The following is an 11,873-nucleotide window of genomic DNA, read 5'->3' as shown; positions in this document are numbered from 1 at the left end:
TGGTGAACGGGCCGGACGGCCGCGTCATTGGGAAAGCTCGGGCAGACCCGGGGCGAAAATGCGGTTCTTCATCAAATAGCGCACGCCGCGCATCCAGGAATCGTCGGTGTTGCCACGGATATCGACCTGCCCCGCGCGCACGACCTTCGCGCTGCTTTCGACGCCCTTCAGGTCGACTTCGCGCACCTGCAGCTCGATGGACAGGATGAGATTGGACACCTTGCGCACCACGCCCACCGCCTCGAACCGCGCTCCGGCATCGGCGGCGATCTCGTTCTCGCAGGCATTGCACTTGAAGAAGGGGGAGGCCTCCTCGATGCGCGCGGCGAAGGGCTTGAGATCGACCGGTGTCACCTGCCCAGTTTCGACGAGCAGGCGCACGAGTTCGGCATTGATGAGTTTGAGCCGCGCATCCTGTTCCGCACGGATGCTGTTGCGCTGGTCTGCCGTATCGTCAAATAACTCGAAGCCGAAGATGGCCATAGGGACGGGCGCGGCAAAGCTGCGGCCTGTCACGCTGAAAAATGTTGCGCCTGCGAAAAGAAGGGCAAAGACGAAACGAGCGCCGGACATCATCGGGAACCTTTGGCAGTCGGGAGCGTGTCACAGCCGGCCCGGCGCTGGCAAGGAGAGATCATCTTATTGTTTTCTTATGTCTATTCGGTTGCCGTTTTTGGCTGATGATGGCTACATCTTCCCCTCCCGACGACCCGGATCGACTGAGCCCCGATTGCCCATGAGCCTTCCCATGAGCCTTTCTTGGCGCCTCGACTGGCCGGGTCCTGGCTGGCCCCGCCTGCTCCTCGCCGCGGCCTGCGCCGTGCTGCTGGGCGCCGCGGGCGGTGTCGGGACGGCGCTGGCGCAGCAACCTGGAGGTGGGGCGCCCCAGTCTGCCGAAGCCGTCCAAACGCCCGCTCCCGTGGAGCTGCGGCTCGGCCTTCTCACCCGCGAGGTTCCTCCGCCGCCGCTCTACGATCTTCTCGCCGTGCCGGCGGATGATGCGGTGGCCGGCGCCGAACTCGCCATCAAGGACAACAACACGACCGGCCAGTTCACCGGCCAGAGCTATGCGCTGGAGCCGGTCACTCTGGCCGAGGACGAGGATGCGGGCGAGGCGGCGCGCAAGCTGGCGGACGGTGGCATCAAGCTTCTGGTCGTCAATTTGCCGGCGGCGGACCTTCTCAAGGTGGACGATGCGGTGAAGGGCAAGGGTGTCACCCTGTTCAACATCGGCGCCACCGACGATGCGCTGCGCGCCGAGCAGTGCCGGGCCGATGTCTTCCACGTCGCGCCCAGCCGGGCGATGCTGGCGGACGCGCTGATGCAGTTCCTCGCCATGAAGCGCTGGACCAAGCTGTTCCTCATCGTCGGGCCGAACCCGGCGGATCAGCTCTATGCCGACGCGCTGCGCAAATCGGCGAAGAAGTTCGGGCTCAAGATCGTCGCCGACAAGCCGTGGACCTTCGGCCCGCTGGGGCGCGACCGCTCGGACAGCATCACCCGCTCCGACGCGCTGGTGTTCAGCCGGGGCGTGGATGCGGACGTGCTGGTGGTGGCGGACGAGGCCAACGATTTCGGCAATTACATCCCCTTCCGCACCTTCGAGCCCCGCCTTGTGGTGGGTACGCAGGGCCTGACCGCGGGCACCTGGCATCCGGCGCAGGATGCATGGGGCTCGGCCCAATTGCAGAACCGCTTCCTGCGCGCCACGGGCCGCCCCATGCGCGCGACCGACTATCAGGCGTGGCTCGCCGTGCGCATGGTCGGCGAGGCCGCGACCCGCGCCAAGACGGCGGACCCGGTGGCGCTGGCGAAGTTCATGCGCTCGCCCGACTTCAGCCTCGCCGCCTTCAAGGGCGTGCCGGTGAGCGTGCGGCCGTGGGACCAGCAGGTGCGCCAACCCCTCCTCATCGCCCAGCCCCTCGGCATCGTCTCGGTGGCGCCGGAGGAGGGCTTTCTGCACCAGCGCACCCCGCTCGATACCCTCGGCATGGACGAGCGCGAATCCAAATGCCGGCTGAACTGAAATGCCGGGACAAAGCGCGCGACGCGAATCGCGCCACACACGCCCGAATTCTGGAGGAAACCCGATGACCCCGACCGCCCTGCGCCGGCTCGTTGCCCTTCTCGCCGGAGCCGCCGCGCTGACGGCGGCGGATGCGGCTTCGGCCTATACGGTCTACGTCTCCAACGAGCGCGGCAATTCCATCACCGTCATCGATTCGACCACGCTGGAAGCCAAGCAGACGGTGAAGATCGGCCGCCGGCCGCGCGGCATCACCATGAGCCCGGACGGCAAGGTGCTGTTCCTGTGCGCCAGCGACGACCATGCGGTGCTGGCCATCGATCCCGCCACGCTCAAGGTCATGCGCAAGCTGAAGTCCGGCCCCGACCCGGAACTGTTCGCGCTGCACCCCTCGGGTAATCCGCTCTACATCGCCAACGAGGACGACAACCAGGTCACGGTCCTCGACGTGGAGCAGAACAAGGTGGTGGCGCAGGTGCCGGTGGGCACCGAGCCGGAAGGCATGGCGGTGAGCCCGGACGGGGCGACGCTGGTGGCCACCTCCGAAACCACCAGTATGGCCCACTTCATCGACACCAAGACCAACAAGATTTTCGCCAACGTGCTGGTGGATGCGCGCCCGCGCTTCGCCGAATTCTCCAAGGACGGCAAGCGCCTGTGGGTCTCCGCCGAGGTCGGCGGCACGGTGTCCGTCATCGATCCCGAGACGCGCAAGATCATCCACAAGGTCACGTTCCAGATCCCCGGCGTGTCCAAGGAGGCGATCCAGCCCGTGGGCGTGCGCCTGACGAAGGACGGCAAGACCGCCTTCGTCGCGCTGGGCCCGGCGAACCGGGTGGCGGTGGTGAATGCCGAGACGTTCGAGGTGCAGAAGTATCTCCTCGTCGGCCAGCGGGTCTGGCAGCTCGCCTTCACCCCGGACGAGAAGCTGCTCTTCACCACCAACGGCAATTCCAACGACGTGTCGGTGATCGATGTGCAGGACCTCAAGGTGGTGAAGTCCATCAAGGTCGGCGGCGCGCCGTGGGGCGTGGTGGTCTCGCCGCAATGAGTGATGCTGCGCAAGGTCCGGCGCACGTTCCGGCGCTCGCGATCGAGGCGGTGAGCCACGCCTTCGGCGCGCGCCGCGCGCTGGATGGCGTCTCGCTCACCGTGCCGGCCGGCTGCTTCGTCGCGCTGCTGGGGCCGAACGGCGCGGGCAAGACCACGTTGTTCTCGCTGGCGACGCGGCTCTATGCGACGCGCGAGGGGCGGGTGCGCATCTTCGGCCATGACCTCTCCCGCGCGCCCTCCGCCGCTTTGGCCGAGCTGGGCGTGGTGTTCCAGAGCCGCACGCTCGACCTCGACCTGTCGGTGCGGCAGAACCTCGCCTATCACGGCGCCCTGCACGGCATGGCGGGACGCGAGGTGAAGGCCCGCATCGCCGAATTGCTGGCGCTGGTGGGCCTCGCCGACCGCGTCGACGACAAGGTGCGCACCCTCTCGGGCGGCCAGTCGCGGCGGGTGGAGATCGCCCGCGCGCTCATCCACCGCCCCCGCCTGCTGCTGCTGGACGAGGCGACGGTGGGGCTCGATCTGCCGTCGCGCTCCGCCATCGTCGAGATCGTGCGGCGCCTCGTGGCGGAAGAGGGGCTCGCGGTGCTGTGGGCCACCCACATCTTCGACGAGGTGCGGGCCGACGATCTCATCTATGTGCTCGACAAGGGCCGCATCATCGCCCACGGCACCGCGCGCGAGGTGACCGGCGCGCATCTGCGGCCGGCGGAAGAGCGTGCGCCCGATGGCCCCACGGCGGCTTTGGAGGCCGCGTTTCGGGCCATGACGGCGGCGCGGGCGGAGGACGCGGCATGAGCGAGGGGAATCTTCGCGAGGCCAGCGTCGGCAAGACCCCCGCCGCGCCCGCGCGCCACCTCGGCCCGGCCGGCTATCTGGTGTGCATGTCCGGCATCGTCGGCCGCGAGCTGCTGCGCTTCGTGCAGCAGAAGGAGCGCTTCCTCTCGGCGCTGGTGCGGCCGCTGGTGTGGCTCTTCATCTTCGCCGCCGGCTTCCGCTCGACCCTCGGCGTCTCCATCATCCCGCCTTACGAGACCTACGTGCTCTACGAGGTCTACGTGACGCCGGGCCTCGCGGTGATGATCCAATTGTTCAACGGCATGCAGTCCTCCCTCTCCATGGTCTACGACCGGGAGGTGGGCTCCATGCGGGTGCTGCTGACGAGCCCGTTCCCGCGCTGGTATCTGCTGTTCTCCAAGCTGGTGGCGGGGGTCAGCGTGTCGCTGGCGCAAGTCTATGTCTTCCTCGCCATCGCCCGGCTGTGGGAGGTGGACATCCCGCCCATGGGCTATCTCACCGCGCTGCCCGCCTTCATCCTCACCGGGCTGATGCTGGGGGCCATCGGGCTCGTCATCTCCTCGCTGATCCGGCAGCTGGAGAATTTCGCCAGCGTGATGAACTTCGTGATCTTCCCGATGTTCTTCGCCTCCTCGGCGCTCTACCCGCTGTGGCGCATCCGCGATGCCAGCGAGACGCTGTACATCGTCTGCCTTCTCAACCCCTTCACCCATGCCGTGGAACTGGTGCGCAACGCGCTCTACGGCGCGTTCGAGCCTCAGGCCTTCGCCGTCGTGCTCGGCACCACCATCGTCTTCTTCGCCCTCGCCGTCGTCGCCTACGATCCGGGCCGCGGTATCATGGGGCGGCGGGGCGGGCCAAAAGGAGAAGCCGCGTGATCCGTTCGCTTGCCGCCGCCTCGGCCCAGGTATCGCTCCTTTGGGTCGCCGCTGTCCTGAGCGCGGGGCCGCTGGCCGCCCAGCCGAAGAGCGATCCCGACTGGCCCTGCCCGCAGCGCAGGACGCCGGAGATCGACCTCGCGCAGGTGTGGAGCGGCCCGGACCCGGCCTCCGCCGGCAAATGGACCGACGACCAGGATGCCGCTTCCCTCGCAGTGAAGCTCGCCTCCCGCCGCACGCCGGCGAAGGAGTTCGGCCCGTTGCTCGATGGCTTCGTGAAGGAGGCCGGCGCCGAGGCGGACAAGGGCCTGCTCCGGGTGATGGCGGGGGTCTACGAGATCATCAACGACCAGCGCAGCAAGATCATCCACGGCATCGTGCGCTACGCCCACGGCCAGCAGCGCCTCACCGACCGCATCCGCGAGGAGGCCGACGAGCTGAGCAAGGCGCAGACCTCCATCACCGCGCCCGAGACCGCCGAGAGCCGCAAGCTCGACGAGCAGCTCAACTGGGACACCCGCATCTTCGACGAACGTGCCAAGTCCCTCATCTATGTCTGCGAGACGCCGGTGCTGCTGGAGCAGCGAGCCTTCGACATCGGCCAGCAGATCCAGTCCCGGCTGAAGGCCAAGGGCGGCTGAGACTTATGGGGTGCTGAAGGGGAGGGGGCTGAGGGCTACTCCAGCCCCTCCACATGCCCGATGAAGGGCAGTTGCCGGAAGGCGTGGGCGACGTCCATGCCGTAGCCGACCACGAACACGTCCGGGCAGGTGAAGCCGACGAAATCGGCCTCGATCTGCACCGCCCTCTTGCCCGGCTTCTCCAGAAGCACGCACACCAGCACCCGCCGCGCGCCGCGCGCCATGAGCAGGTCCTTGGCGAAGGCGAGGGTGCGGCCGGATTCCAGGATGTCGTCGATGAGCAGCACGTCGCGGTCGCGCACGTCGCTCTCCACGTCCTTCAGGATCTCCACCTGGCCGGAGGAGATGGTCGCCTCGCGATAGGAGGAGAGGTGCATGAACTCCACCTCCGGCGCGAGGCCGGACGTGTGCATGGCGCGCAGGAGGTCGGCGGCGAAGATGAAGGAGCCCTTCAGCACCGCCACGGCGAGCAGCCGCTCGGGCGCATGCGCGGCGATCTCCACCGCCAGGGCGTGGTTGCGCGCGGCGATGCGGTTCTCGTCATAAAGGACGCTGACGTTCGGCAGGTTCATGGTCCCTCTTCGCCAGAGCGCGAGCGTGGCCGTCGGGGCCGCGGGCGCTCTTCCGAGATAGCCGCCGGACCCGGCGGGCGCAATGCGGGACAACCCTTCCCCACCCTTCGGCACTCGCACGGGGCGGGCCTTCCGCGCCCCCGTGGCGACGCCTTCCGCTTCGTTTATGGTGGGGCGGGGCGCCGTGGCGCGATTCGAGCGAAGGGTTGGGGCGTGGTCCGGTTCGAGAACGTCGGCCTCAGGTACGGCATGGGCCCGGAGGTGCTGAAGGATGTGTCCTTCGGCATCGAGCCCAATTCGTTCCAGTTCCTGACCGGCCCGTCGGGGGCCGGCAAGACGACGCTCATGCGCCTCCTCTTCCTCCAGCTGAAGCCGACGCGCGGGCTCATCACCTTGTTCGGGCGGGATGTCTCTTCCCTTGATCCGGACGAGGTGGCGGTGCTGCGCCGGCGCATCGGCATCGTCTTCCAGGATTTCCGTCTGCTCGACCACCTCACCACCTACGAGAACGTCTCTTTGCCGCTGCGCGTGCTCGGTAAGGAGGAGGCGAGCTATCGCGGCGAGGTGACGGAGCTTCTGAGCTGGGTCGGCCTCGGCGACCGGATGCACGTGCTGCCGCCGGTGCTCTCGGGCGGCGAGAAGCAGCGCGCGGCCATCGCCCGCGCCCTCATCGGGCGGCCGGAATTCCTGCTGGCGGACGAGCCCACGGGCAATGTGGACCCCACCCTCGCCCGCCGCCTGCTTCGCCTGTTCATCGAACTCAACAAGTCCGGCACGTCGGTGCTGCTGGCCACCCATGACATCGCGCTCATGGACCAGTACGACGCCCGCCGCCTCGTGATCGCCGACGGCCGCCTCTATGTCTACGACTGACGCCGCCACCCAACCCCAGAACCCGCAGCCCAAGAAGCCGCCGGCCGAGGGCGAGGCGCCGCGCGCCAAGGCGCGGGCGCTGGCTTCCATCGTGCCGTCCTCCACCATCGCCGGGCGCGCGCTGGTGGCGGTGGTGGCCATCATGACCTTCCTTGCCGGCCTCACCATCGGCACGGCAGTGGCCGTGCGGGCGACCGCCAGCCAGTGGCGCTCCGACGTGACGCAGGAAGTCACCATCCAGATCCGCGCCGGCGAGAAGCAGGCCACCGACGCCCAGGTGCAGGCCGCCGCCGACATCGCCCGCAAGACGCCCGGCATCGCCGACGTGCATGTCCTGACGTCCGAGGAGACCTCCCGGCTGCTGGAGCCGTGGCTCGGCTCGGGGCTGGATCTCGGCGACCTGCCGGTGCCGCGGGTGATCGTGGTGCGGCTCGACGGGGCGAGCCCGCCCGATCTCGCCAAGCTCAAGCGCACGCTGACCGACCGCATCCCCACCGCCACGCTGGACGATCATCGCGGCTGGTCGCGCCGCCTGGTGGCGGTGACGGACGGGGTGATGCTGGTGGCGGTGGTTCTGCTGGTGCTGGTGGGGCTCGCCACCGTGCTCTCGGTGGTGTTCGCCACCCGCGCGGCGGTGGCCACCAACCGCTCGGTGGTGGAGGTGCTGCACTTCGTCGGCGCGCGGGATGGCTTCATCGCCGCCCAGTTCCAGCGCCACTTCCTCAAGATCGGCGCCGAGGGCGGGCTGATCGGCGGGCTCTCGGCGGCGGCCGTGTTCGGGGCGCTGGCCGCGCTCCCGCGCCTCGGCCTCGGCGGCGATCCGGAACTGCCGACCGTGCTCGGCTGGCTCAATCCCGGCTATCTCGGCTTCTTCGGCATCGCCGTGTCGGTGGCGATCGTGGCGCTGGCGACGGCGCTCACCTCCCGTGTCACCGTTTACCGCACGTTGAGGACGATCACATGATTCGCGCCGCGGCGATGGGGGCGGCGGTGGCCGGGGGTGCGTCACCTCGCCTCTGCCGCATTCCGGCGCCATCGTCGGCTCCATGACCATGTCGAGCACCGAGCGCAGGATGAGGGCGCAAATCGGTCCCGGGCAGTCCGATACCGGCACGGCCAGAAGCGGGGCGACCACGAACGCGCGGCCATCGCCGGCACCGCGCCGCAGCCTGTTGCGCCGCCTCGCTGTCGCAGCTGTGACGCTTGGCGCGATCGGGGCCGTCGTCGCCGGCGTCGGCTTCGTTGCCTTCACCACCCAGATCGCCGGACGCGAGCCCGCGGGCGTGAAGCCGGCCGATGCCATCGTCGTGCTCACCGGCGGGCCGTCGCGCATCATCGATGCCGTTTCCCTGCTCAATGAAGGGCTCGGCCAGCGCCTGCTCATCACCGGCGTCAATCCCGCCACCTCGTCCGACGAGATGCGGCGCGCCCTGCCGGACGGCGAGCGGCTGATGGACTGCTGCATCGATCTCGGCCACAAGGCGCTGAACACGCGCGGCAATGCGCTGGAAGCCGCGGAGTGGACGCGGGAGCGGCGGTTCCGCTCGCTGGTGGTGGTGACATCCTCCTGGCACATGCCCCGCGCCATGATGGAATTGTCGCGCGCCCTTCCCGATGTGGAGCTGGTGGCCTATCCCGTCGTCACCAGCCGCACCGAGCCGGAGAACTGGTGGACTGATACCGGGACGCTGAAGCTGCTGGTGAAGGAATATCTGAAGTACATCATGGCCACGGTGAAGATCCGTCCCGCCCAGGCGGTGGCGGGCTCCGGGACCGTTGCCGCGCCGACGGCCGGGGCGGCCGCCGCGTCGCACTGAACACGCGCTCCCGGCCGCCCGGCCGCGGGGCAGGGAGACCGCCTTGACCTTCCTGCGTTCGCTCGTCTTCCAGATCGCCTTCTATCTGGTGACGACCCTCTATCTGCTGGCCTTCCTTCCCGCGCTGCCGTTCCTGTCGCGCCAGGGGCTGTGGCGCACCGGCGTCCTGTGGTGGGTGGCCACCACCATGTTCCTGCTGAGGGTGATCGTCGGCACGCGCGCGGAGTTCCGCGGCATCGAGAACATCCCGGAGGGTCCCCTCCTGATCGCCTCCAAGCATCAGTCGGCCTGGGAGACGCTGGCGCTGCTGCCGCTGTTCTCCGACCCGGCCTTCATCCTGAAGCGCGAGCTGATGTCGATCCCCGTGTTCGGCTGGTTCGCGGCCCGGGCGCGGATGATCCCGGTGGATCGCAAGGGCGGCTCGGCGGCGCTCAAGGCCATGACGCGGCGGGCGCAGGCCGACATGGCCGAGGGCCGGCAGATCCTGATCTTCCCGGAAGGCACCCGCCGCCCGGCCGGGGCGCCGCCGGACTACAAGTTCGGCGTGGCGCACCTCTATTCGAGTCTCGGCGTGCCCTGCCTGCCCATCGCGCTCAATTCGGGCCTTTACTGGCCGCGCCGGAGCATCCTGAAGCGGCCCGGAACCATCCTCGTCGAGATCCTCCCGCCCATCCCGCCGGGGCTGCCGCGGCAGAAGATCATGGCCCGGCTCGAGGCCGACATCGAGGCCGCCAGCGACCGCCTGCTTGCCGAGGGACTGGCGGAACTCGGGCCCCGCGCACCGGCCGACCTCAGGGCGCGAGCGAGCGCCGAGTCGTCCCCGTTGTCCACCCCTGTGGAAAACTCTTGATCGATCACGGGGGATCGTTCTAGTTTCGTTCTCATGAACGCAACTGATTCGCTCCTTGTCCCCCTTGTGGACGCCGGTGGCCTCAACGGCCTCAAGCACGCCGCCCTCGGTGCGCGCTACCGTTTCTGGCGCGACGAAGACGGCCTGCGCCACGTGTTCTCGGTCTATCGGCCCGACGCCGCGCCGGACTATCCGGACGCCCTCGCGGTGGTGTCGCGGCGCACGCCCGCGGGCTCCATCGCCATGTGGGCGGGGCCGGCGAGCCATGCCCGCACGGCTGCGCTCAGGATGCGCGGCGACGAAATCCACATCCATGTGTTCGGCGAGGAGAATGCGCCCGCCCTGCGCCGCCTGATGGATCGCAGCCTCATGGGCCGCAATCCGATGGAGCGCGGCGAGGTCCCGGCGCTGCCCCGCCCGGCAGTCCAGGCGCTCTGCCTGCCAGCCCGCCGCCACGCGGCGTAAGGAGCGCGGTCTCAGGGCGACCCGTCGCCCTCCGCATCGTCCGGCAGCACGGCGGGCAGAGCGTGGCTCGCCGTCAGGTGCTGGGTGATGTAGGCGAGGCCCGGGTCGCGGATGCCGAGGCTCTCCAGCGCCTTCACCGTCGCCACCACATAATCCGTGTTCGGCCCCGACTTGCCGTGGGAGCGGCGCACCAGCGCCAGCTGGTCGTCGAGGGTCAGGCCCGGCGCATATTGGGGATGGGCGCGGTTGACCAAATAGGCCACCGCCGGCGCATCGCGTCCCGATCCGTCCAGCAGGCGCACGCGCCGCATGACCTCGCGATAGACCCCGGAAATCTGCTCGCGCTCGGTGAGATAGGCATGGGTCTGCGGCCACTGCGCCGCCGCCACCCGGTAGGCGATGCCCCGGCAGGAGCCGCCGAGATCCAGGCCGAGCACCAGCCCCGGCTTCTCCGGCGTGCCGCGATGGTGGAAGGAATAGACGCACAGGGTGCGGTGGGCGCCCACGAGCCGCGCCTCGCAGCGCTCGACGAAGGCGAAGCCCGGATTCCACATCAGCGAGCCGTAGGCGAACACCCAGACATCGCCGTGCTGACCTGAAGCCGCAGCGGAAGGCGTGACCGATTGCCCCGCCGCCTCCGGCGCGTTGCCGCCTCCGCTCGCCGACCGCTCGTCCGCCATGGGCCCGACACACCTTCCCGGCGTTGACAGAAACGCCGGACCGTCGCCTAACAGCCGGCAAGGACCATCGCAAGCCACGGGCGACCGTGGCCAGCCGCAAGGATGTCCATGACCGCCCCTGTCCCATCCGCCCCTGTTTCGCCGGCTCCCGTTTCACCACCCCCCGAAGCGTCCGGGCGCCGGCCGAAGCCTTGGCTCGTCATCGTTCCCGTGGCCCTGGTGGTGGTCGCCGCCATCGTCTGGAGCGGCCTGTGGTTCTATGCCGCCGGGCGTGCCGAGCGCGAGATCGACGCCTGGATCGGCCGCGAGGCGAAGCTCGGCCGCATCTGGACCTGCACCGACCGCCACCTCGCCGGCTTCCCCTTCCGCTTCGAGCTGCGCTGCCTGATGCCGAAGCTGGAGACCGTGGGCGGCGACGCCATGCGCTTCACCGCGGCCTCGGTCGAGGCGGTGGCGCAGGTGTGGGCCCCCAACCACCTCGTCGCGGACTTCGTCGGGCCGGCGCGGGTCGATGACCTCACCACCGGGCAGTCCTATGTGGCGGCGTGGTCGCTGCTGCAGATGAGCGGCGTCGGCGATCTCTCCGGCCGGCCGGAGCGCTTCTCGCTGCAGGCGCACGATCTGAAGCTCGAGCAGCCCGCCGCCACGGGCGCGCAGCCGGTTTCCATCCTCTCCGCCCATCTGTTCGAGTTCCACGCCCGCCGCTCGCCGGGGCAGGACGGCAAGCCGGATGGCGTCGACTATGCGTCCGGCTTCACCGGCGGACAAAGCGCGCTCCTCAATACCCTTGGCGCGGAGGGGCCGGTGGAGATGGCGCTTCAGGGCACGGTGACGGCTTCGGCGGACCTGCGGCCCATGTCGGTGGCGCAGCGCATGCGCGCCTGGGCCAATGCAGGCGGCATCGCCAAGCTCGACCGCTTCCACATCACCTCGCCCAAGATCGCCGTGACGGCGACCGGGGCGGTGGCGCTCGACAGCCAGGGCCGGCTCAACGGCAAGCTCGACCTCGGCTTCGCCGGCATCAACGATCTGGTGCAGGGCCTCGACAAGGCCGGCGCCATCCCGCGGGAGATCGCGCCCATCGTCGGCGCCCTCGCCATGGTGGGCAAGCCGGGGCAGGTGGAGGGCCGCAAGGGCGCGATCTTCGCGCTTTCCTTCGATGCCGGAACGCTCAAGCTCGCCGGCTTCCCGGTGGGCATCGTGCCGCCGCTGTTCTGAGG

Annotated in this window: 14 protein-coding genes; 11 read left to right on the top strand and 3 right to left on the bottom strand. The window is 69.3% G+C overall.

From position 1 onward, the window contains the following. Positions 1 to 24 precede the first annotated feature (24 nt). On the bottom strand, positions 25 to 576 hold the full coding sequence (locus tag EJ105_RS04420) for a DUF3280 domain-containing protein (RefSeq protein WP_250165429.1): 552 nt from the start codon (positions 574 to 576) through the stop codon (positions 25 to 27). A 172-nt stretch (positions 577 to 748) separates the two neighbouring features. On the opposite strand from EJ105_RS04420, the gene EJ105_RS04415 reads away from it, so the two are divergent. From EJ105_RS04415 to EJ105_RS04395, 5 genes are all read left to right on the top strand, one after another. After that, positions 749 to 2,026 (top strand): ABC transporter substrate-binding protein, encoded by a 1,278-nt coding sequence (locus EJ105_RS04415; RefSeq protein ID WP_250165428.1) that lies wholly within the window; start codon positions 749 to 751, stop codon positions 2,024 to 2,026. Positions 2,027 to 2,090: 64 nt separating this feature from the next. Beyond that, positions 2,091 to 3,077 (top strand): YVTN family beta-propeller repeat protein, encoded by a 987-nt coding sequence (locus EJ105_RS04410; protein WP_024276647.1) that lies wholly within the window; start codon positions 2,091 to 2,093, stop codon positions 3,075 to 3,077. After that, entirely contained in the window at positions 3,074 to 3,877 is an 804-nt protein-coding gene (locus EJ105_RS04405; protein WP_250165427.1) for an ABC transporter ATP-binding protein, read from the top strand. The genes EJ105_RS04410 and EJ105_RS04405 overlap by 4 nt, the downstream gene beginning before the upstream one ends. Then, the gene (locus tag EJ105_RS04400; protein WP_250165426.1) at positions 3,874 to 4,755 is read left to right on the top strand and encodes an ABC transporter permease; all 882 of its coding nucleotides are present in this window, start codon (positions 3,874 to 3,876) and stop codon (positions 4,753 to 4,755) included. Before EJ105_RS04405 ends, EJ105_RS04400 begins: the two co-directional genes overlap by 4 nt. Further along, positions 4,752 to 5,396 carry a hypothetical protein gene (locus tag EJ105_RS04395; RefSeq protein ID WP_250165425.1) on the top strand — a complete coding sequence of 215 codons (645 nt, stop codon included), beginning with the start codon at positions 4,752 to 4,754 and terminating at the stop codon, positions 5,394 to 5,396. The genes EJ105_RS04400 and EJ105_RS04395 overlap by 4 nt, the downstream gene beginning before the upstream one ends. Before the next feature lie 35 nt (positions 5,397 to 5,431). Here the strand turns inward: EJ105_RS04395 and hpt are convergent, their stop codons facing one another. Next, positions 5,432 to 5,968 (bottom strand): hypoxanthine phosphoribosyltransferase, encoded by a 537-nt coding sequence (hpt, locus tag EJ105_RS04390; protein ID WP_024276651.1) that lies wholly within the window; start codon positions 5,966 to 5,968, stop codon positions 5,432 to 5,434. A 213-nt stretch (positions 5,969 to 6,181) separates the two neighbouring features. On the opposite strand from hpt, the gene ftsE reads away from it, so the two are divergent. The 5 genes from ftsE to EJ105_RS04365 all read left to right on the top strand — a co-directional run bounded on the left by ftsE (position 6,182) and on the right by EJ105_RS04365 (position 9,973). Continuing rightward, complete coding sequence (gene ftsE / locus EJ105_RS04385; RefSeq protein ID WP_024276652.1) at positions 6,182 to 6,841, top strand: cell division ATP-binding protein FtsE; 660 nt, start codon at positions 6,182 to 6,184, stop codon at positions 6,839 to 6,841. After that, complete coding sequence (locus tag EJ105_RS04380) at positions 6,828 to 7,805, top strand: cell division protein FtsX (protein ID WP_250165424.1); 978 nt, start codon at positions 6,828 to 6,830, stop codon at positions 7,803 to 7,805. Before ftsE ends, EJ105_RS04380 begins: the two co-directional genes overlap by 14 nt. Positions 7,806 to 7,914: 109 nt before the next feature. After that, positions 7,915 to 8,658, top strand: a complete 744-nt coding sequence (locus EJ105_RS04375) for a YdcF family protein (RefSeq protein WP_250165423.1) — start codon at positions 7,915 to 7,917, stop codon at positions 8,656 to 8,658. Between the two features lie 43 nt (positions 8,659 to 8,701). Beyond that, positions 8,702 to 9,508 (top strand): lysophospholipid acyltransferase family protein, encoded by an 807-nt coding sequence (locus EJ105_RS04370; protein WP_250165422.1) that lies wholly within the window; start codon positions 8,702 to 8,704, stop codon positions 9,506 to 9,508. A gap of 33 nt (positions 9,509 to 9,541) precedes the next feature. Then, the gene (locus tag EJ105_RS04365) at positions 9,542 to 9,973 is read left to right on the top strand and encodes a hypothetical protein (RefSeq protein ID WP_156026268.1); all 432 of its coding nucleotides are present in this window, start codon (positions 9,542 to 9,544) and stop codon (positions 9,971 to 9,973) included. An 11-nt stretch (positions 9,974 to 9,984) separates the two neighbouring features. Here EJ105_RS04365 and EJ105_RS04360 read toward each other — a convergent pair whose 3' ends face one another. Next, positions 9,985 to 10,653: a gamma-glutamylcyclotransferase gene (locus EJ105_RS04360; RefSeq protein WP_250165421.1), complete on the bottom strand. Its 669-nt coding sequence runs from the start codon at positions 10,651 to 10,653 to the stop codon at positions 9,985 to 9,987. Between the two features lie 108 nt (positions 10,654 to 10,761). On the opposite strand from EJ105_RS04360, the gene EJ105_RS04355 reads away from it, so the two are divergent. Beyond that, entirely contained in the window at positions 10,762 to 11,871 is a 1,110-nt protein-coding gene (locus tag EJ105_RS04355) for a DUF2125 domain-containing protein (RefSeq protein WP_197022946.1), read from the top strand. Positions 11,872 to 11,873: the final 2 nt, after the last annotated feature.

Origin of the sequence: Xanthobacter aminoxidans (genome assembly GCF_023571765.1) — a bacterium.
Lineage (GTDB): Bacteria > Pseudomonadota > Alphaproteobacteria > Rhizobiales > Xanthobacteraceae > Xanthobacter > Xanthobacter aminoxidans.
The sequence above is the reverse complement of the archived record's forward strand: the minus strand, read 5'-3'. Positions and strand labels throughout refer to the sequence as shown.

Bases quoted from the DNA above. Each gene is read 5' to 3' on its own strand.
- hpt (WP_024276651.1), bottom strand. From the start codon at position 5,968: ATGAACCTGCCGAACGTCAGCGTCCTTTATGACGAGAACCGCATCGCC.
- EJ105_RS04415 (WP_250165428.1), top strand. From the start codon at position 749: ATGAGCCTTTCTTGGCGCCTCGACTGGCCGGGTCCTGGCTGGCCCCGC.
- EJ105_RS04360 (WP_250165421.1), bottom strand. From the start codon at position 10,653: ATGGCGGACGAGCGGTCGGCGAGCGGAGGCGGCAACGCGCCGGAGGCG.
- EJ105_RS04365 (WP_156026268.1), top strand. From the start codon at position 9,542: ATGAACGCAACTGATTCGCTCCTTGTCCCCCTTGTGGACGCCGGTGGC.
- EJ105_RS04380 (WP_250165424.1), top strand. From the start codon at position 6,828: ATGTCTACGACTGACGCCGCCACCCAACCCCAGAACCCGCAGCCCAAG.
- EJ105_RS04420 (WP_250165429.1), bottom strand. From the start codon at position 576: ATGATGTCCGGCGCTCGTTTCGTCTTTGCCCTTCTTTTCGCAGGCGCA.
- EJ105_RS04375 (WP_250165423.1), top strand. From the start codon at position 7,915: ATGAGGGCGCAAATCGGTCCCGGGCAGTCCGATACCGGCACGGCCAGA.
- EJ105_RS04400 (WP_250165426.1), top strand. From the start codon at position 3,874: ATGAGCGAGGGGAATCTTCGCGAGGCCAGCGTCGGCAAGACCCCCGCC.
- EJ105_RS04355 (WP_197022946.1), top strand. From the start codon at position 10,762: ATGACCGCCCCTGTCCCATCCGCCCCTGTTTCGCCGGCTCCCGTTTCA.
- EJ105_RS04405 (WP_250165427.1), top strand. From the start codon at position 3,074: ATGAGTGATGCTGCGCAAGGTCCGGCGCACGTTCCGGCGCTCGCGATC.
- EJ105_RS04410 (WP_024276647.1), top strand. From the start codon at position 2,091: ATGACCCCGACCGCCCTGCGCCGGCTCGTTGCCCTTCTCGCCGGAGCC.